Annotated in this window: 13 protein-coding genes, 2 tRNA genes and 4 rRNA genes; 14 read left to right on the plus strand and 5 right to left on the minus strand. The window is 35.0% G+C overall.

The genetic code is table 11. The features are described 5' to 3' along the window. Nucleotides 1–42 precede the first annotated feature (42 nt). From rrf (FLAK523_RS11040) to FLAK523_RS11075, 8 genes are all read left to right on the plus strand, one after another. Nucleotides 43–152 (plus strand): 5S ribosomal RNA (gene rrf, locus FLAK523_RS11040). A gap of 995 nt (nucleotides 153–1,147) precedes the next feature. Further along, nucleotides 1,148–2,657, plus strand: a 16S ribosomal RNA gene (locus FLAK523_RS11045). A gap of 127 nt (nucleotides 2,658–2,784) precedes the next feature. Beyond that, nucleotides 2,785–2,858 (plus strand) — tRNA-Ile (locus FLAK523_RS11050). Nucleotides 2,859–2,972: 114 nt separating this feature from the next. Next, nucleotides 2,973–3,046: transfer RNA gene (locus FLAK523_RS11055), tRNA-Ala, on the plus strand. A gap of 207 nt (nucleotides 3,047–3,253) precedes the next feature. Continuing rightward, a 23S ribosomal RNA gene (locus FLAK523_RS11060) occupies nucleotides 3,254–6,138 on the plus strand. Between the two features lie 144 nt (nucleotides 6,139–6,282). Beyond that, nucleotides 6,283–6,392 (plus strand): 5S ribosomal RNA (rrf, locus tag FLAK523_RS11065). Together the 16S, 23S and 5S rRNA genes with 2 tRNA genes alongside form the textbook arrangement of a ribosomal RNA operon. A gap of 191 nt (nucleotides 6,393–6,583) precedes the next feature. After that, nucleotides 6,584–9,574, plus strand: a complete 2,991-nt coding sequence (locus FLAK523_RS11070) for a histidine kinase (protein WP_248903376.1) — start codon at nucleotides 6,584–6,586, stop codon at nucleotides 9,572–9,574. Between the two features lie 124 nt (nucleotides 9,575–9,698). Beyond that, nucleotides 9,699–10,649 (plus strand): nitronate monooxygenase family protein, encoded by a 951-nt coding sequence (locus FLAK523_RS11075; protein ID WP_248903377.1) that lies wholly within the window; start codon nucleotides 9,699–9,701, stop codon nucleotides 10,647–10,649. A 108-nt stretch (nucleotides 10,650–10,757) separates the two neighbouring features. Here FLAK523_RS11075 and FLAK523_RS11080 read toward each other — a convergent pair whose 3' ends face one another. The 4 genes from FLAK523_RS11080 to FLAK523_RS11095 form a co-directional block, all read right to left on the minus strand. Further along, entirely contained in the window at nucleotides 10,758–11,786 is a 1,029-nt protein-coding gene (locus FLAK523_RS11080; protein WP_248903378.1) for an isoaspartyl peptidase/L-asparaginase family protein, read from the minus strand. 270 nt (nucleotides 11,787–12,056) lie between these two features. Further along, nucleotides 12,057–12,695, minus strand: a complete 639-nt coding sequence (gene nth, locus FLAK523_RS11085; protein ID WP_248903379.1) for an endonuclease III — start codon at nucleotides 12,693–12,695, stop codon at nucleotides 12,057–12,059. A 3-nt stretch (nucleotides 12,696–12,698) separates the two neighbouring features. Beyond that, on the minus strand, nucleotides 12,699–13,091 hold the full coding sequence (gene msrB / locus FLAK523_RS11090; RefSeq protein WP_248903380.1) for a peptide-methionine (R)-S-oxide reductase MsrB: 393 nt from the start codon (nucleotides 13,089–13,091) through the stop codon (nucleotides 12,699–12,701). Nucleotides 13,092–13,127: 36 nt separating this feature from the next. After that, nucleotides 13,128–13,994, minus strand: a complete 867-nt coding sequence (locus FLAK523_RS11095; protein WP_248903381.1) for an alpha/beta fold hydrolase — start codon at nucleotides 13,992–13,994, stop codon at nucleotides 13,128–13,130. Nucleotides 13,995–14,179: 185 nt separating this feature from the next. Between FLAK523_RS11095 and FLAK523_RS11100 the strand changes: the two genes are divergently transcribed. The 6 genes from FLAK523_RS11100 to FLAK523_RS11125 all read left to right on the plus strand — a co-directional run bounded on the left by FLAK523_RS11100 (nucleotide 14,180) and on the right by FLAK523_RS11125 (nucleotide 23,794). Further along, nucleotides 14,180–15,601 carry a glycogen synthase gene (locus FLAK523_RS11100; RefSeq protein ID WP_248903382.1) on the plus strand — a complete coding sequence of 474 codons (1,422 nt, stop codon included), beginning with the start codon at nucleotides 14,180–14,182 and terminating at the stop codon, nucleotides 15,599–15,601. Continuing rightward, nucleotides 15,598–16,878, plus strand: a complete 1,281-nt coding sequence (locus FLAK523_RS11105; RefSeq protein ID WP_248903383.1) for a glucose-1-phosphate adenylyltransferase — start codon at nucleotides 15,598–15,600, stop codon at nucleotides 16,876–16,878. Before FLAK523_RS11100 ends, FLAK523_RS11105 begins: the two co-directional genes overlap by 4 nt. 67 nt (nucleotides 16,879–16,945) lie before the next feature. Beyond that, on the plus strand, nucleotides 16,946–18,853 hold the full coding sequence (gene glgB, locus FLAK523_RS11110) for a 1,4-alpha-glucan branching protein GlgB (protein ID WP_248903384.1): 1,908 nt from the start codon (nucleotides 16,946–16,948) through the stop codon (nucleotides 18,851–18,853). A gap of 181 nt (nucleotides 18,854–19,034) precedes the next feature. Then, nucleotides 19,035–21,434 (plus strand): glycoside hydrolase family 31 protein, encoded by a 2,400-nt coding sequence (locus FLAK523_RS11115; RefSeq protein ID WP_248903385.1) that lies wholly within the window; start codon nucleotides 19,035–19,037, stop codon nucleotides 21,432–21,434. Between the two features lie 89 nt (nucleotides 21,435–21,523). Then, on the plus strand, nucleotides 21,524–22,339 hold the full coding sequence (locus FLAK523_RS11120) for a M48 family metallopeptidase (RefSeq protein WP_248903386.1): 816 nt from the start codon (nucleotides 21,524–21,526) through the stop codon (nucleotides 22,337–22,339). Between the two features lie 141 nt (nucleotides 22,340–22,480). Then, nucleotides 22,481–23,794, plus strand: a complete 1,314-nt coding sequence (locus tag FLAK523_RS11125; protein ID WP_248903387.1) for an MFS transporter — start codon at nucleotides 22,481–22,483, stop codon at nucleotides 23,792–23,794. Nucleotides 23,795–23,820: 26 nt separating this feature from the next. Here the strand turns inward: FLAK523_RS11125 and FLAK523_RS11130 are convergent, their stop codons facing one another. Continuing rightward, on the minus strand, nucleotides 23,821–24,549 hold the full coding sequence (locus FLAK523_RS11130) for a head GIN domain-containing protein (protein ID WP_248903388.1): 729 nt from the start codon (nucleotides 24,547–24,549) through the stop codon (nucleotides 23,821–23,823). Nucleotides 24,550–24,848 lie beyond the last annotated feature (299 nt).

The raw sequence follows: 24,848 nt of genomic DNA on the forward strand, positions 1-24,848 counted from the left end.
ATTAATAATTATGATAATTGCCCAAAGCAATTATAACAACCTTAAGGTGGTTATTGCGGCGGGGCTCACCTCTTCCCATCCCGAACAGAGTAGTTAAGCCCGCCTGCGCAGATGGTACTGCAGTTATGTGGGAGAGTATGTCGTCGCCTTTCTTTTGAAAACCCTATCCAAACTGGATAGGGTTTTTTGTTTTTCATAGGATCGACGTGTTCGCCTAACGGCTCGGCTTGTCGTCTTTCTTTAATCTGGACTTGTTACAGATTCTAAAACCCGTTTCTTACGAAACGGGTTTTTTTATTTTATACTCTTTTGATTTTATATTAAATCCTCCCCAGGTTTTGTTCCTGATCCTGATTATTCTGTATTTTGATTTATTGATTTATCATTTTTTTTTATTTATTAAACGGATGTAATATGCAGTTGAGTCTCTTAAAATAAAACAGGAATAGGGTGTGGTTTAGCGTTTGATAGTTTTAAAAAGAGGACTTGATTGTTGCTGCAAAGTAATAACTAAGGATAGTTTAAAGGGGGTATTGGTGCTGTTTTTTTAATTTATGCAATTCAGCTTTGTGGTAACTATGGGGATTGGGTATGTTATTGTTGTTTTTAATGACGGTGTCTAGAGAAATTATTTGGATTATGAGAGAGGTTAATAGTTGTTTTATGAGTTTAGAAAGGGTCTGATATGGCTTTTTAATTGTTTAAATGATAATTTACGGCAAAGAGTATGAATTGCAAAACACACGATATCAACTATATATAGTTTTAATTGAAAAAACATAAAATAAAACGGTTCAAAAAGCTTGAATAACTGAATAAAGTGTCTACTTTTGCACCCGCAACAGCAAACAAGTTCTTACTTTTTTAATGAAAACCAAATCAAAATTAACTGAATAAAATCGGAAAAAAGATTTGTGAGATTAGAAAGAAGATAGTATCTTTGCACCCGCTTCGAGAAACACCTTAGGTGTTAAACGAGACGAAAAAAACAAGAAGAACACGTTCCTAGACATATTGAATTGACAGCCGTTTTTGAGAGAGATTTCAAGAACACAAGAATAAAGAGTAATGAATCGAGAGATTTGAAAAACCGATAGATCTTCAGTCAAAAATAAATAGAATCAAAGCAATTTGATTCGCATAATATACGATGAAGAGTTTGATCCTGGCTCAGGATGAACGCTAGCGGCAGGCTTAACACATGCAAGTCGAGGGGTATAGGGAGCTTGCTTCCTAGAGACCGGCGCACGGGTGCGTAACGCGTATGCAATCTACCTTTTACAGAGGGATAGCCCAGAGAAATTTGGATTAATACCTCATAGTATTACGACCTTGGCATCAGGATGTAATTAAAGTCACAACGGTAAAAGATGAGCATGCGTCCCATTAGTTAGTTGGTAAGGTAACGGCTTACCAAGACTACGATGGGTAGGGGTCCTGAGAGGGAGATCCCCCACACTGGTACTGAGACACGGACCAGACTCCTACGGGAGGCAGCAGTGAGGAATATTGGTCAATGGGCGCAAGCCTGAACCAGCCATGCCGCGTGCAGGATGACGGTCCTATGGATTGTAAACTGCTTTTATACAGGAAGAAACCCTCCGACGTGTCGGAGCTTGACGGTACTGTAAGAATAAGGATCGGCTAACTCCGTGCCAGCAGCCGCGGTAATACGGAGGATCCAAGCGTTATCCGGAATCATTGGGTTTAAAGGGTCCGTAGGCGGTCAGATAAGTCAGTGGTGAAAGCCCATCGCTCAACGGTGGAACGGCCATTGATACTGTCTGACTTGAATTATTAGGAAGTAACTAGAATATGTAGTGTAGCGGTGAAATGCTTAGAGATTACATGGAATACCAATTGCGAAGGCAGGTTACTACTAATGGATTGACGCTGATGGACGAAAGCGTGGGTAGCGAACAGGATTAGATACAGTAGTCCACGCCGTAAACGATGGATACTAGCTGTTGGGAGCAATCTCAGTGGCTAAGCGAAAGTGATAAGTATCCCACCCAGGAGTACGAACGCAAGTTTGAAACTCAAAGGAATTGACGGGGCCCGCACAAGCGGTGGAGCGTGGTTTAATTCGATGATACGCGAGGAACCTTACCAAGGCTTAAATGTAGTTTGACCGGTTTGGAAACAGATCTTTCGCAAGACAAATTACAAGGTGCTGTACGGTTGTCGTCAGCTCGTGCCGTGAGGTGTCAGGTTAAGTCCTATAACGAGCGCAACCCCTGTTGTTAGTTGCCAGCGAGTCATGTCGGGAACTCTAACGAGACTGCCAGTGCAAACTGTGAGGAAGGTGGGGATGACGTCAAATCATCACGGCCCTTACGCCTTGGGCTACACACGTGCTACAATGGACGGTACAGAGAGCAGCCACTACGCAAGTAGGAGCGAATCTACAAAACCGTTCTCAGTTCGGATCGGAGTCTGCAACTCGACTCCGTGAAGCTGGAATCGCTAGTAATCGGATATCAGCCATGATCCGGTGAATACGTTCCCGGGCCTTGTACACACCGCCCGTCAAGCCATGGAAGCTGGGGGTGCCTGAAGTCGGTGACCGCAAGGAGCTGCCTAGGGTAAAACTGGTAACTAGGGCTAAGTCGTAACAAGGTAGCCGTACCGGAAGGTGCGGCTGGAACACCTCCTTTCTAGAGCCTTAGTGTTAGTTGATTTATCAACACGCTAGGGAAAGAGACGAAAAGAGAAATTGGAAACAAAGATTAAAATTTATTACTCTTGCTGTTAGTTCAAATAATACAATTTAAGAATAAAGAGTGTCTCGTAGCTCAGCTGGTTAGAGTACTACACTGATAATGTAGGGGTCGACAGTTCGAGTCTGTCCGAGACAACTATTTAAACTTAAAAAAAAAAAAAAAGAAGAATCTAGAGTTAGCAATTCACAACTCATTTGGATGTAAAGTAAAGTTACTGAAAACTGAATACTGAACACTGCCAACTGTATTGGGGAATTAGCTCAGCTGGCTAGAGCACCTGCCTTGCACGCAGGGGGTCAACGGTTCGACTCCGTTATTCTCCACTAATTTAGTAATTAGACAAAAGCCAATAGGCAAGAGTTTAAAAACTAGATAACGAAGCGATACTAATGCCTTTTGGCTATTACCTATTGCCTAGAAAAAAGTTCATTGACATATTGAGATAAGAAAATAATAAAAAGTAGAAAGCAGATTTACTATTTATTTAGTAAATCGAAAAAAAACGGTCTTAATTGATTTTAAGATTGGTACAATAAGCAAAATAAGGGCGTATGGGGAATGCCTAGGCTCTCAGAGGCGATGAAGGGCGTGATAAGCTGCGAAAAGCTACGGGGACGAGCACACATCGATCGATCCGTAGATACCCGAATGGGGCAACCCACTATGTTGAAGACATAGTACACCGATAGGTGAGCAAACCCGCTGAACTGAAACATCTAAGTAGGCGGAGGAGAAGAAAACAAAAGTGATTCCGTAAGTAGTGGCGAGCGAACGCGGATTAGCCCAAACCAATGTTGTTACGGCAATGTTGGGGTTGTAGGACCACGTTATTTGTTGCGGATAGAATTAGAATCTACTGGAAAGTAGAGCCAAAGAAGGTGATAGCCCTGTATAAGTAATAGAAGATAACGATAGTGGTATCCTGAGTAGGGCGGGACACGAGAAATCCTGTCTGAATTTGGCGGGACCATCCGCTAAGGCTAAATACTCCTGAGAGACCGATAGTGAACCAGTACCGTGAGGGAAAGGTGAAAAGAACCGTGAATAACGGAGTGAAATAGATCCTGAAACCATACGCTTACAAGCGGTCGGAGCCCTTTCGTGGGGTGACGGCGTGCCTTTGCATAATGAGCCTACGAGTTAACGTTGCTGGCAAGGATAAGTGGTTAAGCCACGGATCCGTAGCGAAAGCGAGTCTGAATAGGGCGCTTTAGTCAGTAGTGTTAGACGCGAAACCGTGTGATCTACCCATGGGCAGGTTGAAGCTGTGGTAACACACAGTGGAGGACCGAACCGGTTGACGTTGAAAAGTCTTCGGATGACCTGTGGGTAGGGGTGAAAGGCCAATCAAACTCGGAAATAGCTCGTACTCCCCGAAATGCATTTAGGTGCAGCGTTATGCGTAAAGTTATATAGAGGTAGAGCTACTGATTGGATGCGGGGCTTCACCGCCTACCAATTCCTGACAAACTCCGAATGCTATATAATGTTTCATAACAGTGAGGGCTTGGGTGCTAAGGTCCAAGTCCGAGAGGAAAGAACCCAGACCATCAGCTAAGGTCCCCAAATATACGCTAAGTTGAAAGAACGAGGTTTGTCTGCATAGACAGCTAGGATGTTGGCTTGGAAGCAGCCATTCATTTAAAGAGTGCGTAACAGCTCACTAGTCGAGCGGACGGCGTGGATAATAATCGGGCATAAGCGTATTACCGAAGCTATGGATTTCATATTAAATTATGGAGTGGTAGGGGAGCATTCTCACAGGGTAGAAGGTGTATCGTAAGGTATGCTGGACTGGTGAGAAAAGAAAATGTAGGCATAAGTAACGATAATGCGGGCGAGAAACCCGCACACCGAAAGACTAAGGTTTCCACAGCTATGCTAATCAGCTGTGGGTTAGTCGGGACCTAAGGCGAACCCGAAAGGGACAGTCGATGGACAACGGGTTAATATTCCCGTACTACTTATTACTGTGATGGGGTGACGGAGTGATGAAAGCGCCGCGAACTGACGGAATAGTTCGTTGAAGTACCTACCTATAAGATCTGCAGGCAAATCCACAGATCTTGGGGAAATACGATAGTACTCGGAGTCTTCGGACAAAGAGATAGTGCGCCTAAGGGCTTCCAAGAAAAACCTCTAAACTTCAGGTAATGAGTACCCGTACCGCAAACCGACACAGGTAGTCGAGGAGAGAATCCTAAGGTGCTCGAGAGATTCATGGCTAAGGAATTAGGCAAAATAGACCCGTAACTTCGGGAGAAGGGTCGCCACGCTTTACGGCGTGGCCGCAGTGAAGAGGTCCAGGCGACTGTTTATCAAAAACACAGGGCTCTGCAAAATCGTAAGATGAAGTATAGGGCCTGACACCTGCCCGGTGCTGGAAGGTTAAGTGGAGATGTTATCTTCGGAGAAGCATTGAAATGAAGCCCCAGTAAACGGCGGCCGTAACTATAACGGTCCTAAGGTAGCGAAATTCCTTGTCGGGTAAGTTCCGACCTGCACGAATGGTGTAACGATCTGGACACTGTCTCAGCCATGAGCTCGGTGAAATTGTAGTAACGGTGAAGATGCCGTTTACCCGCAGTGGGACGAAAAGACCCTGTGCACCTTTACTATAGCTTAGTATTGACCTTGGACAAATGATGTGTAGGATAGGTTGGAGACTGTGAAGTGGCGTCGCTAGGCGTTGTGGAGTCATTGTTGAAATACAACCCTTTGTTTGTCTGAGGCCTAACCCGCGAACGCGGGGGACATTGCTTGGTGGGTAGTTTGACTGGGGTGGTCGCCTCCAAAAGAGTAACGGAGGCTTCTAAAGGTTCCCTCAGTACGCTTGGTAACCGTGCGTAGAGTGCAATGGCATAAGGGAGCTTGACTGAGAGACATACAGGTCGATCAGGTACGAAAGTAGAGCATAGTGATCCGGTGGTTCCGCATGGAAGGGCCATCGCTCAAAGGATAAAAGGTACGCCGGGGATAACAGGCTGATCTCCCCCCAAGAGCTCATATCGACGGGGGGGTTTGGCACCTCGATGTCGGCTCGTCACATCCTGGGGCTGGAGAAGGTCCCAAGGGTTGGGCTGTTCGCCCATTAAAGTGGCACGCGAGCTGGGTTCAGAACGTCGTGAGACAGTTCGGTCTCTATCTACTGTGGGCGCAAGAAATTTGAGTGGATCTGATTCTAGTACGAGAGGACCGAATTGGACAAACCTCTGGTGTATCTGTTGTTCCGCCAGGAGCATCGCAGAGTAGCTACGTTTGGAAGGGATAAGCGCTGAAAGCATATAAGCGCGAAACCCACCACAAGATGAGATTTCTTTTAAGGGTCGTGGGAGATGACCACGTTGATAGGCTATAGATGTAAAGGCAGTAATGTCATAGTCGAGTAGTACTAATAACCCGTAAGCTTATGTACACTTTTCCCCTGCTTCGGCGGGGGGAGAAACTTTCTAAAAAATACTTTTTTCTTTATCTCAGTATGTTAAGATATTTTGTAATTGATAGTTAACTTTAGTTAATTAATAATTATGATAATTGCCCAAAGCAATTATAACAACCTTAAGGTGGTTATTGCGGCGGGGCTCACCTCTTCCCATCCCGAACAGAGTAGTTAAGCCCGCCTGCGCAGATGGTACTGCAGTTATGTGGGAGAGTATGTCGTCGCCTTTCTTTTGAAAACCCTATCCAAACCGGATAGGTTTTTTTTGTTTTTATCAATTTCCTATAAAATAAATAATATTCGAGTTATAATTTAGAGCTTTCTATTTTTTTTAAGATTATTTTAGCTTGTTGGATCTAATAGTAGACGTATATTTAGTGATTGTCCTTTTTATATTATTACTATCATTAATTACGTATGAATGAAATTGCAAAATAGTTGTTTTTATTTATTTTTTATTTTTACATACTCCCTGTTTGGACAATATTTGCCTTCCAAAAATTATACTACCGCTGATGGTTTGCCTAATAATGCGGTTCGGTCATTATTTTTGGACTCGAGCGACATTTTATGGATAGGAACTGAGAATGGTGTTTCCAAAATGGAAAATGGTGTGTTTTCTAATCTGGATGAATCCGATGGATTAGGGCATAACAGCTGTTGGGATATTTGTCAGGACAGTAACGGAAATATGTGGTTTGCAAGTTATGGAGGAGGTATTAGTAAATATGATGGTAAAAAATTTACTGTGTTTACAACAAAAAATGGCCTACTATCGGATAAAACGCGAAAAGTATTTCCTTTTAAACATAAGATATATGTGGGTACGGAGCAGGGAGTTTCAATCATTGATATAAACACAAATAAATTAGTAACACCAAAAGTACCTTTTCATAAAGAAGATTTTATTAGTATTTCGTTTTTTGAATACGGAGATGAAATTTATTTTGCATCTATTTTTAATGGTTTGTTTAAAATTGATGAATCGGATGCTAATCCAAAAATTACCCCAATTTTTTTGCATAAAAACACATATGCATTAGCTATTTATGGATCAACAGTTTATAGTAGTAATGAAGGATTTATAGATAAATTTAATATAAATGATATTTTAAAAGATAAAATTACCAATACTAAATTCGGAAAATCTTTTGTTTGGCAATATGCCAAAGACAAAAGAAACTCAATTTATGCTGCTGCTTGGGGAGTGTATGCCCCAGATGGGGGACTTTACAAAATTGATAATGATATAATGATTGATGTTTCGGAACATTTCGGAATAGATTCCAAAATTTTATTAAATGTAGTGTATGATAAATCTAAAGATATTTTATATGTAGGTTCTAATGATAAAGGAATTTATGAAGTTCGTTTGGATAGAATAATTGATTACAATTTATTTGAGGCTAAATCAGTAATAGATTTCGAGAATTTAGGCAAACAGAAATTAATTTTGCACAACAAAGGTTTAACTATTTTAGATTCAAAGGAGAAAATTTTAAAAACTATTTCACTTGTTGAATTTAAAAATTTTGAATTAAATTTTTTAAAAAAAGGAAATAAAGTATTTAACAAGCAAGGAATTGAATCAAGAGATTTTGAATTAGATTTCACAATTCCAGTCAGTGGAATTGAGTTTTATGAAATGGTTAAAAATAAAAATTCTTTTTGGATAGGCAGTAACATAGGTATATTTGAAATAAACAGTTTAGGAAACATTATAAATTACTTACCTAAACATAGTTTAAAAATGGGATTTACGTATGATGATAAATTTATTGAGACTATTACTTATGCAGGCGTCAGATTATATGAAGATGTTCACAGTCCAAGCGTTAAACATTTTTCAAAGTTAAAAAAAAATACTCCACAATATATTGTTAAAATTGTTACCAACAAAGACAAAACGTATTTGTTGTCTGTTTTTAATGGTTTATATGTTTATAAAAACAATCAATTTCATTCTTATTTGGCTGAAGGTATTTGGAAAGAGAAAAAATTTAAACATATTACAATAAATAACAAAGGGCAATTGATTTTATCAGCTGAGTTTGGAGGTGTTTTTGTTGTAGATGATAGAAAATCATTCAAAATATTAGAAACTATCCATAAAGATAAAATCGTAGGAAAGTCCATATTGTTTCTAGAGGCTTACGAGGATTACATTTTTATTGGAACCGAAAAAGGAATTAATATTTATCATAAAGGGAAAATTCGATTAATTGATAATGAATTAGGATTGAATGATTGCGTATTCACTACTTCACAAATTTTTGATAAACAGTTGTGGTTAGGTACCAAAAAAGGATTTTTTACAATTGATTTGACTACTCTTTTAAAAAAACAGCCAACGGTTTCAAAGATGTCGATTAAAAACATAGCGATTAATAATGTTCCTATGGCTAAATCCAATTTCGATTGGTTCCGATATCCTACGGATGAATTGAGTCTTGATTATAATCAGAATTCCCTTTCTATTGACTTCATCCCTGAAGGACATGTTGTTCCTGATAAGTTGAAATTTAGATATAGATTAAATAGTACAAATAGATGGAGTCCGTATAGTGATAAAACTAGTTTATATTTAGCTTATTTACCATATGGAAATTATAATTTGCAAATTGAGGTTTTTGATTCAAATGCTGGAAAATTCACTCAATTCAACTTGCTTAATATTATTATTACTCCACCTTTTTGGTTAAGTTGGTGGTTTATTACCCTTGTTGTTATTTTTATTATTGGAATTGCTTTTTTCTATTATTTAAGATTGAAAAAGAAAGCAAAAGATAAAATAATTGTAGAAAAACGAATTGCGGAAGTGAAATTTGAAGCATTATCAAATCAGATGAATCCCCATTTTATATTTAATGCACTAAATTCTATTCAAAAATATATCGTTGCAAAAGACGAAACCACTTCTTCGTTATACATAAGTGAATTTTCAAGTTTAATGAGACAAACATTAAAAAATTCATCAAAACAAACTTTAAAATTAGAAGATGAAATTGAATATTTAAATAGTTATATTTTCATCGAAAATATGCAATATTCAGATCGTATATTGTGTAATATTAATGTTGATTTCTCTGTTGATCAAGCTAATTTAGAAATCCCACCTATGTTAATACAACCTTTTGTAGAGAATATATTTGTACATGCTTTTGATTTATTTTATCCTTCTCCAAAAATTAATATTGATTTTAATATGATTGAAGGATCAATTTTAGAATGTAAAATTAAGGATAATGGGAAAGGTTTAAAAGCAATAAAAAAATCAAAATTCCATATTTCAAGAGGTATTGAAATAGCTAGAGAACGAATTATTTTATTACAAAATTCTAATAAAAACCCAATTGATATTTCTATCACTGAAAACGAAGGAACTACAGTTACAATTAGATTAGTTGTTTAAATCCTATCAGTTCTATTTGGAATTTAATCATTTAACTTATATTCATTCAAAATTTGTTTTAGTTTTAAATACTAGGCACGCATAGTATATTTGGTTATATTTGTATCAATTAAAAATTTAAATAATGACAAAGCCTTCGCTTACTTCACTTTTACAGATTGATCGTCCATTAATAATGGCGCCTATGTTTCTGGTTTCTAATACTAAAATGGTCATTGAAGGAATGAAATCGGGTGTTGCGGGCTGTATTCCAGCTTTAAATTACCGTACACTAGATGAATTGCGTACTTCGATAATTGAACTTAGAGAGGCTAAAGTTGCTGGTGGAAGTTTTGGTTATAATTTAATAGTGAATAAATCGAATATCAAATACAAAGATCAATTAGCAGTTTTGTGTGAAGAAAAAGTAGATTTTATTATTACTTCTTTAGGTTCACCTGAGGAGACTATTAAACAAGCACATAAAGTTGGAATTAAAGTATTTTGTGATGTAACTGATTTGGCTTTCGCCAAAAAGGTTGAAAGTCTAGGTGGAGATGCCTTAATTGCTGTAAACAACGAAGCAGGTGGACACAGAGGGGATTTATCTGCAGAGGAATTAATAAAAGAATTGAATTTATACACTTCTTTGCCCGTTATTTCTGCGGGTGGTGTAAGTACAAAAATAGAGCTTGATAAAATGTTAAGCTATGGAGCAATAGGTGTATCTGTTGGAAGTCCTTTTATAGCTTCATATGAATCTGGGGTTTCAGAGGAATACAAACAAGCCTGTGTAGATTATGGTGCTAAAGATATTGTATTGACTGAGAAAATATCGGGAACACCATGTACAGTTATAAATACTCCCTATGTTCAAAAAGTAGGAACTCAACAAACATGGATTGAAAAGACATTAAATAAAAATAAAACTTTAAAAAAGTGGGTAAAAATGATTCGGTACATGATAGGATCGAATGCTGTTACTCAAGCAGCTACACAGGTTACTTATAAAACCGTTTGGGTTGCCGGTCCTACTATTGAAAACACGACTGAAATAACTTCAGTATCAAAAATTGTAGGCAGAATGTGTTTGTAATCAAGATTTTACATTCTATTTTGTTCCTGTTAAATTTAAAATAAAAGGAGCTAAAATCAAGTTATTTGATTTTAGCTCCTTTTATTTTAAATGAAAATTTTAGATTAACTATTTCTCATAAATACCAATCATCAATTCTCCTTTTGTATTTATTGAAGCTCTATACATTCCAGCGGTATTGAATTCCATTGTAATATTTCCATATTTATCCATAGCCACAATTCCTCCATCACCACCTAGTTTTGTTAGCTTTTTTTGAATTACTTCTTTAGCCGCATCCTCTAATGACAAACCTTTGTATTCCATTAATGCCGAGATATCATAAGCAACTACATTTCTAATAAAAAACTCTCCCCAGCCTGTTGATGAAACTCCGCAAGTATTATTATTAGCATATGTTCCGGCTCCTATGATGGGAGTATCACCGATGCGTCCCCATTTTTTATTAGTCATTCCACCAGTTGAAGTACCAGCGGCAAGGTTTCCGTTTTTATCTAATGCGACACAGCCTACGGTTCCAAATTTATTATCTTTAATAAATGGATCGTAAAAAGAAGTCTTTCCCGAATGGTCTAATTCAATTTTGTCTTTCTCTTGGGCTTTTAATAAAGATTTGTATCTATTTTCAGTATAAAAATAAGAAGGGTTGACTAATTCAATTCCGTTTTCTTTAGCGAAATATTCTGCGCCTTCTCTTGCTAACATAACATGTTCTGATTTTTCCATAACTGCTCTTGCAAGATTTATGGGATTTTTCACAGTGGTTACTCCGGCTATTGCACCCGCTTTTAATGTTTTTCCGTCCATAATGGAAGCGTCTAGTTCATTTTTTCCCTGATTAGTGAAAACGGCACCTTTTCCAGCATTGAATAATGGGGAATCTTCCATCACATTGATAGTTTTTTCTACCGCATCGATACTTGATCCACCGTTTTTAAGTACTTGGTAGCCCGCTTTAACTGCTTCTTCGAGTTTGGCTTTGTATTCTGCCTCTAATTCGGGTGACATATTCTTTTTTAAGATTGTACCGGCACCTCCGTGAATTACAATTGCAAAATTTTCAGGTTGATTTGATTTGACACTTTTACATTGTGAAAATACAAAAGGGATCAAAAGTAGGACAGCATATTTTTTCATCGAATGGTTATTATTTATTCTGGTGGTTAATAGTTTTGTAAATATAATAATTTAAGTATCAGTTGTAAATGGATTTCAACAGAAACATTTTTTTTAAATTTATAGTATAAAATCTTGTTCTTGAATTAATTGGGCTATAAATATATTCAACTGTTTGCGTGAGGGGTAGAAGCGAAAAACCCGCAGCCTGACGAAGGAAGTGCGAGGATTTGTAACGAATGACCCGACCTGACTTTTTCATGAAGGTCACGCCATAAATAAATGTATGGGTTATTTTTGATTGTAATATTTGCATGAAGTTGTAATAGGACAGTCATTGCAATTGGGATTCGGGCGACAAATTTCCCTTCCCAGAAACGAAATTGCCATGCCAATTTCACCCCAAATAACTTTTGGCAACACTTGCATCAATTGTTTTTTGGTTTTATTTCCGTCTTGGATTTCAGGAATTATACCGATTCTTGGCGCAACCCGAATGACGTGTAAATCGGCTATGATTCCTTTGGCGGGTATATTTGACTCCCGAAGAATGACATTGGCCGATTTCCGACCAATTCCTTTTAATGCAATTAATGAACTCATGTTGAGCGGAATATTATCGTCTTTCTGAAGAATTTTGGCGATTTCAAGAAGCCAGTTGGCTTTGGTGCCGAAATTTGTAACTTTTGAGATATAAGGAAATAAGGCTTCGTTATTTGAAATCGCCAGGCTTTCCAGGTTTGGATATTTAGAAAACAGAGCAGGAGCTATCGAATTGATGTTGGCATCAGAATCCTGTGCCGACAATACAACCATAACCATTAACTGATACAAATTTTTATATTCCAAAGGGTGTCTCCGGTCTTTGTATTTAGTTAGAATTGGATTTAAGTTTGATACCCAATTATTTGTTTCTCCAAACAAATCCATATTTTATTCTTCTTTAAAATCTACTGAAAGGGAGTTGACGCAATAACGTTGACCGGTTTTAGTTGGGCCGTCATTGAAGATATGTCCCAAATGGCTTCCACAGTTAGCACAAACAATTTCTGTGCGTGTCATTCCATGGGTTTTGTCTAATATGTATTTTACTTTTCCGGGAATTGCATCATCAAAAGAGGGCCAACCGCAGTGTGCATCAAACTTGGAGTTGCTTTCGAACAGTGGTTCCGAGCAGGCACCACAACAGTAAGTTCCTTTTTCGAAATGAAGATTATAAGTTCCTGTATGGGGACGCTCAGTACCTTTTTGACGTAGAATGCGGTATCTTTCTTCACCTAATTCTTCTTTCCATTGTTCTTCGGTTTTTTCTAAAGGATATTCCATAATGATACTGTTTTTTATAAAGGTAGTAATTTGAATTTAGTGATTAGTAATAAATTTAACTACTCTATCAACTACTGCATGGTTTCCTAGAATTTTACGATGGCCTAAACCTTTTGTAATCATAAGCTCGCTGTTTTTTAAATGGTCATGAATATGAAGACCCGCTTTAACAGGAACTTCAAAATCTTGTTCATCATGAATGATTAATGCAGGAATTTCAATTTCTTTTGCTGCTCTATACGCAGAATAATCATCCATATTTCCTCCATATTTTTTTTCGAAATGAATTCGTAAACTTTTAGCGAGGGTAGGTTTTAATTCCAGTTTAAGCACGAAATCATCAATGATATCCTGAACGATATCTCCACTACCAATAATAGCTAGACTGTTAACTTTAAAACCTTCTTTTACTGCATTTAAAACAGACATTCCACCTAACGAGTGTCCTATAGCAGCTTCAAATGGGCCAAATTGCCTATCTATTTCTAAAATAGATGCGATAAATTCGACCATAATAGTGTTGTTTCCCGGAGATTTTCCATGAGCAGGAGCATCAAAACTGATTGTTGAATAACCTGCTTTAACTAATTCATCAGCTATTTTAACCAATTGTGTTCCTCTTCCGGACCATCCGTGAACCAATAATATTTTCTTGTTACTTGTACCATACTTATAAATATGGACTTTTTTATTTACAGCTGGAATGTGAATGGTTTTTTGAATGCTATTGCGATCCATTTCTAATTCTCTCTTCGGAACTTTATGTTTTATAGGGGTTGTAAATAATTTGGCAGCATATAAGGTTACTAGTTTTGGGGATATAAATGCGATTAATTTGCCAGTTAATACTATAATCCTTGGAATTTTTAGTGTTTTTTCAGGATTGTTGCTGTTTTTTGTCATTTCAATAAATATTCATTCGGTTTCTTATTGTACGTATTTTTTTCTAAATTTAGAAAACTTAAATGTAGTATATTTTTCAAAAAAAATAATACATAAATAGCATTTACTTAACCATAAATAAAGGTAGGGATTAACAATAGTGCGTAGTATTGTTATTCAATAATAATTATCAATAAAAATTACAGATGGAAATTTTTCATATAAGTGCCGAATGTTATCCCGTTGCAAAAGTTGGTGGTTTAGCCGATGTGGTAGGTGCATTACCAAAATATCAAAATAAAGCAGGGCATAAGGTTAGAGTTGTAATTCCATGTTATGACACTAAATTTAGAAAAGAAAATGTTTTCGAAAACGTATATTCTGGTAATGTACTAATTGGGAATTTTAACTATTCTTTCAATGTTCTTAAAGAAACTACAGACAAGTTGGGATTTGAATTGTACTTGATTGATATCCCAGAATTATTTGAAAGAAAAGATGTTTATGGCTATACGGATGATATTGAAAGATTTTTGTCTTTTCAAATAGCTACTTTAGATTGGGTCCTTTCTAGAAACAAAATTCCAGATGTAATCAATTGCCACGATCATCATACTGGTCTGATTCCGTTTATGATGTTATATGCAAATAAATACCAAAAACTAAAAGAAACACCTTCAATAATTACTATCCATAATGGTTTGTACCAAGGTCAATTTGGTTTTGATAAAATGAATTATTTGCCAGAATTTGATAGGTCTCATACTTCAATTTTAGAATGGGACAATTGTATTAATTCATTAGCTGTTGGAATAAAATGCGCTTGGGCCGTGACAACAGTTTCCCCTAATTATTTGAATGAAATCAATTATTCTGCCAATGGATTAGAATCTTTGTTTAATTCCGTAAGGTATAAATCAAGAGGGATTTTAAATGGGATAGACATTGAAGTTTGGAATCCAAAAACGGATGAGATGTTAGCTAAAAATTACTCTATTAAAGATCTAGTGAAAGGGAAACAAGCTAACAAAGAAAAACTATGCTCTCAATTCAATTTAGATCCATCTAAACCTCTTTTTAGTTTTATTGGAAGACTATTTGATGAAAAAGGAGGAGATCTTTTACCAAAAGCCTCAGAAATTGCTTTGACTGATAATAAAGAGGCTATTAACATCTTGATTCTAGGTTCTGGAAATCCAAACATAGAAAAAGAACTTACTCATTTGCAATCCGTCTATAATGGAAATTTCAATGTGTTTATAGGATATAATGAAGAATTGGCTCACTTGATTTATGCGGGAGCCGATTTTATATTGATGCCCTCAAGGGTAGAACCCTGTGGTTTAAACCAAATGTATTCTCTAAGATACGGGACTATACCTATAGTTAGACGAACGGGAGGTTTAAAAGATACCGTAATAGACTTTGGCGATGATGGAAACGGAATATGTCATGACCAAGCTAGTGTTGAAGATATTTGTTATTCGATTCAAAGGGCCGTGAATTTATATAAGGATAAAACACATTTAAACAAAATAAGAAAAATAGGGATGAGCACTGATCATTCTTGGGAGCGTGTTTGTCAAGAATACTTAGATGTTTACAATTTAATAATTAACAAAATATGAAACCAAAAAAGAAAAATGTTATTGCAATTATTTTAGGTGGAGGACAAGGTTCTAGATTATATCCATTGACTGAATCAAGGTCTAAACCAGCTGTTCCAATAGGAGGTAAATATAGACTTGTAGATATTCCGATTTCAAACTGTATGAATTCAGATATTTATAGAATGTTTGTATTGACCCAATTTAATTCAGCATCCCTAAATGCTCATATAAAAAACACCTATGCATTTAGTGTTTTTAGTCAATCTTTTGTTGACATTCTTGCTGCTGAGCAAACTCCTGATAACCCTACTTGGTTTCAAGGAACTGCTGATGCTGTTAGGCAATGTATGCCACATTTTTTAAACCATGAATTTGATTATGCTTTAATTCTTTCAGGAGACCAGTTGTATCAAATGGATTTTAATGAAATGATAGAAGCGCATATTAAAAGTGAAGCTGATATTTCAATAGCTACTTTGCCAGTAAACGCAAAAGATGCACCGGAATTTGGGATTCTTAAAACGAATAATGAAAGTTGTATCGAATCATTTATTGAAAAACCAGCTAAGGAGTTGTTGCCAGATTGGAAATCAGATGTAAGTGAGCAAATGAAAAGTGAAGGCAAGCATTATTTAGCCTCAATGGGGATTTATATTTTCAATAAAAAACTATTGGTTGAAATAATGAAAAACCCTGATACTAAAGATTTTGGTAAAGAAATTATTCCCCAGGCTGTCGGTACTAAAAAAATATTAAGCTACCAATACGAAGGGTATTGGACTGATATTGGAAATATTGATTCCTTTTTTGAAGCAAATATTGGTTTGACAGATGATGTTCCTAAATTTAATTTATTTGATAACAACAATAAAATATATACGAGACCAAGATTATTACCTCCATCAAAATTCAAAAAAACAATAATTGATAAATCACTAATTTCTGAAGGTTGTATTTTGAATGCAAAAGAAATTAAAAATTCTGTTATAGGAATTCGATCCAGAATAGGAGAGGGTACTATTATTCAAAACTGTTATGTGATGGGTAATGATTTCTATCAAAGTATTGAGGGGATGAACGAGGAAAAAGCAAATAATAAAACATTAATTGGAATTGGTGAAAGATGTTTTATTAATAACGCAATTGTGGATAAAAATTGCCGTATAGGGAATGATGTTTACATTAATGGAGGGAAACATTTAGATGATTTCTCAAATGAATTATATTCTATAAAAGAAGGAATAGTTGTAATCAAAAAAGGATCTACCATTCCAGACAATTATAAAATTAATTAAGCTTTATAATTTTTATTAAATTAATATTCTAATTTGTTTTTATTCAAATGGAATTATACTCTAACATATGACCAAAGTTACCCCGCATTCTCTTTTTACTGATTTTGATATTGATTTATTTAAAGCAGGAAAGCATTTTAGACTTTATGAAAAGCTAGGTGCTCACCTGATAGAATTAAACGGCGTCAAAGGAGTTTATTTTGCTGTATGGGCACCAACAGCGCAATCAGTATCAGTTGTAGGTGATTTTAATTTTTGGACTCAAGGAGAACATCTTCTAGAAGTTAGATGGGATTCTTCAGGTATTTGGGAAGGATTTATCCCAGATCTTGATAAAGGAGCGATTTATAAATATAAAATAGAATCTAATAACGGAGGAATTACAACCGAAAAAGCGGATCCTTTTGCATTTTACTGCGAAAAACCACCACATACCGCCTCAGTAATTTGGGATTTAGAGTATAAATGGCAGGATGCTAAATGGATGGATACCCGTAAAGATCATAATGGTTTAGACAAACCTTATTCGGTTTATGAAGTACATTTAGGCTCTTGGAAGAGACATCCTGAAGACAATCGTTTTTTAACTTATCTAGAATTTGCTGAGGATTTAGTGGATTATGTGAAAGAAACTGGCTTTACTCATGTAGAGTTTATGCCTATCATGGAATATCCCTATGATCCTTCATGGGGATATCAATTAGTGGGTTATTTTGCCCCGACTTCTCGTTTTGGGAAACCTCAGGATTTTATGGTATTGGTTGATAAATTACATCAGGCAGGAATAGGAGTAATCCTGGATTGGGTTCCATCACATTTTCCGGATGACGCTCATGGCTTAGGATTTTTTGACGGATCGAATCTTTATGAACACCCAGATCGTAAAAAAGGTTATCATCCTGACTGGAAAAGTTTAGTTTTTAATTATGGACGTAATGAAGTACGTTCTTTTTTAATCAGTAATGCGATCTTCTGGTTGCAACATTATCATGCAGATGGTTTGCGTGTAGATGCTGTAGCCTCAATGCTATATTTGGATTATTCTAGAAAAGAAGGAGAATGGGAGCCTAATATTTATGGAGGACGTGAAAATTTAGACACGATCAGTTTTTTAAAAGATTTCAATGAAGCTGTTTATGCTAATTTTGAAGGTGTTCAAACCATTGCTGAAGAAAGCACTTCTTTTCCAATGGCTTCAAGACCAACAGATATGGGAGGTTTAGGTTTTGGTATGAAATGGATGATGGGATGGATGCACGATACTTTAGAATATTTTCAAAAGGAAACGGTGTATCGTAAACACCATCAAAATGATTTGACTTTTTCAATGACCTACGCTTTTTCTGAAAATTTTATGTTGCCATTATCTCATGACGAAGTGGTTTATGGTAAAAAATCCATAGCAGGTAGAATGCCTGGGGATGAATGGCAGAAATTTGCTAATTTGCGATTAATATATGGATATATGTTTACTCACCCAGGGGCCAAATTATTATTTATGGGTTGTGAGTTTGGGCAAAGTAAAGAATGGAATTTTGAAGGAAGTTTAGATTGGCATCTTTTGGAATATCCGTATCATGAAGGAGTGAAGCAAGCTGTTACTGATTTAAATTCATTGTATAAAACGCAACCAGCACTTTATGAAAAACAATTTAGTGACGATGGTTTCGAATGGATTAATTATTCAGATCATCAAAATGCAGTTATTTCTTTTATTCGAAAAGGGAACGACCCTAAAGATGATGTGATTGTGGTTTGTAATTTCACTCAAATAGTACGTTCTGATTATAGAATCGGTTTACCGAGAAATGGTAAACTAATAGAGATTTTTAATAGTGATGCCAATTTATATGGAGGAAGTGGTGTACAAAACTCTGGTAAATTAAAAATAGAATCTACCCCTTACGATGGTAGAGAATATTCTATAGCATTAACTCTACCTCCTTTAAGTGTTGTTGTTTTTAAAATTTCATAATTCAATTTTATTGAATTATTCAGGCATTTAAGTTAGCTATACAATATTCTTACTTTAAGATTTAAGGTATTGAATAACTACATCGTTTTCGTGAATAATACCTTTATTCCAAATAGTTAGAATAGAATTTTCGTATGTTTGAACCCAGTAAATTAAGGGTTTAAAATTAATTTTTTTTAAGATGATTACAAATACAGAATTAGAATTTAAGGGTGATTTATACCCATCAAAAATAGTTTCATTTGAGCATGATGTTGATTCCGTATATTTTCATACAGACAACAGTGTAATTTTAAAAGTCAGTGTATTAAGAGACAGTTTAATCCGTTTTCGTTTCACAACAAAAGGATATTTTAGTAATGATTTCTCCTATGCAATTGATAAAAGCCATTCCCATGGATATAATTTTCTTGAAGTCACTGAAGAAGCTGAATACTACCAGATAAAAACCAGTAAAGTACAATGTAGAATTCAAAAAATAGACATGAGATTGTCTATTTTTGATTTAAAAGATAATGTTATACTCGAAGATGAATTGGGTTTTCATTGGGAAGAGAGCTATGAGTACGGTGGAAATATTGTAAAAATGAGCAAAGCCTCAAAAGACGGTGAATGTTTTTACGGTCTTGGAGATAAAGCAACCCAATTAAATTTAAAAGGGAAAAGGTTAGAGAATTTTGCCACTGATCAATATGCTTTTCAAAAAGATCAGGAACCATTGTATAAGGTAGTTCCGTTTTATATTGGATTACAAAATAAACAATCTTACGGTATTTTCTTCGATAACACTTTTAGAACTTTTTTTGATTTTTGTCATGAAAGAAGAAACGTAACCAGTTTCTGGTCAGAAGGTGGTGAGATGAATTATTATTTCATTTATGGACCTCAGATGCAAGATGTGGTTACTACATATACAGACCTAACTGGAAAACCTGAACTACCTCCATTATGGACTTTAGGTTACCACCAATGTAAATGGAGTTATTATCCTGAGAGCAATGTGAAAGAAATTACAGCTAAATTTAGAGAACTTAAAATTCCGTGTGATGCAATTTATTTAGATATTGATTATATGGATGGTTTTCGATGTTTTACTTGGAATAAAGAATATTTTCCAGACCCTAAAAGAATGGTGGCAGAATTAGCTGCTGATGGTTTTAAAACTGTAGTTATAATAGATCCAGGAATAAAGATTGACAAAGATTATTCGGTTTACAATGAAGCATTAGAGAAAGATTATTTCTGTAAAAGAGCGGATGGACCTTATATGAAAGGAAAAGTTTGGCCTGGAGAATGTAATTTTCCAGATTATACAAATCCCGAAGTAAGAGAATGGTGGGCTGGATTATTTAAAGAATTAATTTCAGATATTGGGGTAAAAGGTGTTTGGAATGATATGAATGAGCCTGCAGTAATGGAAGTTCCTAACAAAACTTTTCCTATGGATGTGCGCCACGATTATGATGGAAACCCATGTAGCCATAGAAAAGCACATAATATTTATGGAACCCAAATGGCAAGAGCCACTTATCATGGAGTAAAAAGATTTGCCTACCCTAAACGTCCTTTTATTATTACAAGGTCTGCTTATTCTGGTGCACAGCGCTATTCTTCTTCTTGGACTGGAGATAATGTAGCTACCTGGGAGCATTTATGGATTGCAAATATTCAAATGCAAAGAATGTCTATTTCGGGAATGGGTTTCACAGGATCTGATATAGGTGGTTTTGCTGAACAACCTTCTGGAGAATTGTACGCACGATGGATTCAATTAGGGGTTTTTCATCCTTTTTGTAGAACCCATTCCTCAGGTGATCATGGAAGTCAAGAACCATGGGCATTTGACGAGGAGGTCATCAATATCACCCGTAAATTTGTAAACCTCCGTTATCAATTATTACCCTATTTATACACAATGTTTTGGCAATATATTGAAGAAGGAATTCCTATGTTGAAACCTTTAGTATATTATGATCAAGATGACACGCAAACCCATTATAGAAACGACGAATTTATATTTGGAAATCAAATTTTGGTTTGCCCCATTCTAGAGCCAAATGCTTTAGGTAGACGTATGTATGTTCCTAAAGGCGAATGGTATAATTATTGGACCAATTCCTTAGTTGTTGGAGGAAAGGAAATGTGGATAGATACTAAATTTGATGAAATTCCACTTTTTATAAAATCTGGTGCGATTATCCCAAAATATCCAGTTCAACAATATGTAGGCGAATTAGAATTTGACGAGTTAACTTTAGATATTTATTATAAAGAAGGTAAGGAAAAATCAGTTGTATATGAAGATGCACAAGATGGTTATGATTATAAAAAAGGAAGGTATAGTTTTCTGTCTTTTCAATTGACTGGGAAAGCTAATAAATTAATCATTCAATTGCATAAAGAAGGAAAGTACGTTACTACTTATTCAAAGTATAAATTAAATCTAATAGGCTTGCCATTTAAAATAAAGAGTATCAAAATTGATAGCGAAAAAGTTGCTTTTGATAAAGAAGCTTTTGAAATAGATAATTATCTTATTGTAGATAAGGAATTTGCCGTTTTGCAACTTATCGGTGAATAGAAATACCAAAAAAATGAAACATTTGAATTTAATTTTATAAATAAATGTTTAACTTTAATTGTATTTTTGTTCTATTAAACTCAATTATCATGAAAAAACATATAATATTAGGAGCTTGCACTTTGGGATTACTATTTTCTTGTGCTACAAATCCTGTTACAGGTAAAAGAACATTGAACTTTGTTTCCAATAGTGAATTGTTTCCGTCTTCTTTTCAGCAATACGGTACTTTTTTGAAAGAAAACAAAGTGATTACGGGTACATCCGATGCAAGAAGTGTAGAGAATGTTGGGATAAAAATTAAAGTGGCAGCAGAGAAATACCTTGCCTCATTAGGGCAAACTGAATATTTAAATGACTACCGATGGGAATATAAATTAGTAGACAGTAAAGAAGTTAACGCTTGGTGTATGCCAGGAGGAAAAATCGTTGTTTACTCCGGAATTTTACCTATTACTAAAAATGATGCTGGTTTAGCTACAGTTATGGGACACGAAGTATCTCACGCACTAGCAAATCATGGAGCCCAACGTATGAGTGCTTCGCAACTTCAAGGACTTGGAGCTGTAGGTGTAGCTGTTGCAACTGGGGGACAAAGCGAGGAAAAACAACAAATGTGGCAGCAATATTACGGTATTGGTTCTCAAGTAGGAGTAATGTTACCATATAGTAGAAATCATGAAACGGAAGCTGATAAAATTGGCCTTACATTAATGGCTATTGCAGGATACAATCCTGATGATGCAATTGCATTTTGGACCAGAATGGCACAAAATTCAAGTGGTCAAGCACCACCAGAATTTTTAAGTTCTCACCCTTCAGATGCTACAAGGATTGCTAATTTAAAAGCGATGATTCCAGAAGCAAAAGCAACAGCTGCAAAATTTGGAGTGATATTTAAATAAAAATATGAAACGTATAAACAGAAAGCCATTTCAATCGATTTGGCTTTTTTTTGGTTTATATACAAATGAAATTTTTATATTATTTAACTTTTTATTGGGTTTACTGTTAAAAAATAATAAATTCGTAAAAAATAAAATACAATGTTAGATTTAAAAAAAGGGGATAAAAAGTTAATAAACGCTTGGGCATTTTACGATTGGGCTAATTCAGTTTACAGTTTAGTTATTGCAACTGCAGTTTTTCCCATTTATTATGAAGCAGTAACTAGTGACAATAATGGTATTGTCCACTTTATGGGTACTGATTTCAATAATTCCTCTTTGTTATCTTATTCTTTATCATTTTCCTTTTTAATTATTGCAATTCTTTCTCCAATATTGTCTGGGATAGCTGATTATACAGGGAACAAAAAACGGTTTATGCAGTTTTTTTGTTATTTGGGTTCGTTATCAGTTATGGGGTTGTTCTTTTTTAAGGGTCAAGACACTTTGTGGATTGGAATTACAGGTACTATTTTAGCCAGTATTGGTTTTTGGGGAAGTATTGTATTTTATAATTCCTACTTACCTGAAATTGCTCATCCTGAACAATATGATAGAGTAAGTGCAAAAGGATTTATGTATGGTTATATTGGATCTATTCTTTTATTGGCTTTTAATTTAACTATGGTGATGATGCCTGAATGGTACGGGATAACAGATTCTTCATTACCTGCTAGGATTTCATTTTTAACTGTTGGTATTTGGTGGATTGGTTTTGCACAAGTGACTTTTCATTATTTACCTAATAATGTTTATCATAAAAAACCGGAGAAAGATTTTATCTTTAAAGGATTGAGAGAGCTCAAAATAGTTTCAAAAAGCATCAATAACCAAACAAATCTAAAACAATTCTTGACTGCTTTTTTTCTTTACAGTATTGGTGTGCAAACAATTATATTACTAGCTGGAATTTATGGAAAAAAAGAATTAGGTATTGGCACAAGTAAACTAATAATTCTAATTTTATTAGTAAATGTAGTTGCTATTTTTGGCGCATACATATTTTCAAGAATATCAGAAAAAATAGGGAACATAAAAACACTTAAACTGACTATAGCAATCTGGGGATTTATTTGTTTTTCGATTTATTTATTAGAAGCAAAAAATAAATACATTGACATTCAGTTTATGGCTATAGGAGGTGTGATAGGAATGGTTCTTGGTGCTATTCAATCATTGTCACGTTCAACATTTTCTAAATTATTACCAGAAACAGAAGACCACGCAACCTATTTTAGTTTTTTTGATGTAACCGAAAAAATATCAATTGTCGTAGGGACATTTATTTTTGGATTTGTTGCCTCCATAACAAATTCGATGCGAAATTCAATTTTCATACTTGCTATTTTTTTTCTATTAGGTTATATCGTTCTTAGCTTTATGAAAAACAACAAAAAAATATCTAAATTATAAACCATATAATTTGTCAAATAGACATTTTATTTTTGTGTGATATCTCCTGAACCATTTACTTTGGTGTCTTTAGTTTTTGGGTTACCCTTGTAATCAATGTTTCCGGATCCAGATACTCTTGCTTTTATGTTATTAGTGCAAAATACTGATGTATCTCCAGAACCTGCAATTGAAACATCGGCATTTTCAACTCTAAAAGCATAAGCTTCTATATTTCCTGATCCCGCTATTTTAGACATGAAATCTTTTGCGTTTCCTTTTAAAATAATATTTCCGGATCCATTTAAACTTGCTTCAGTTTTTGATGCTTCAACAGTTAATTTGATATCTCCGGAACCTGTTAATTTTGTAGCAAAATGAGCTGATTTTATAGTGTTTTTTGAGACTATGCCACCAGAACCTGTAAGCGAAATGCTATTGATACTTTCAAACGGAACAGTAATCACTAATTTTTTTCCGGTACTGATACTAATGTTTTTATCGGTATATATTTTCAAAGCGGAACCTTTCACCTCAATTTTAATATATGAGACTATGTTTTCTTCTCCATAAATACTGATATTACCTTCTTTTCCAGAAACTAATTCTACATCGAGAAAACCGGAAACATTAATTTCATCATAAGAAGTTGTATTTCTTTGTTCAGTAATCATTTTTCCGTTTCCTTTTATTCTGTCTTTTAAGTACCATTGTGCATTTGCAATAGTGGTAAAAAACAATGTAATACAGATCACTGATTTTAATGTGGTTTTCATAATTAATGGTTTGTCATTGGTTAATCAAAACAAATTTAACGATATATGAATTAATTTGAATCTATATGACGTTTTTATTTTATAGTATATTACGTATGTTTTAATTATAGTTATAAAATCTAAATTTAATATAAATTGGATTTTCTGTATCCTTAATATAAGTTTTAGGCTATTATTAATTCTATTATGGCACAAAGATTGCATTTTTTATATGTTCGAATGAATATCTGGGTTTAATGCCTGTTTTATATAAAATTATAATGAGGATGCCTTATATTTGTTTTCAAATGAATTTTTTT

This window comes from Flavobacterium sp. K5-23, assembly GCF_023278045.1.
In the GTDB taxonomy this organism is placed as follows: Bacteria; Bacteroidota; Bacteroidia; order Flavobacteriales; family Flavobacteriaceae; genus Flavobacterium.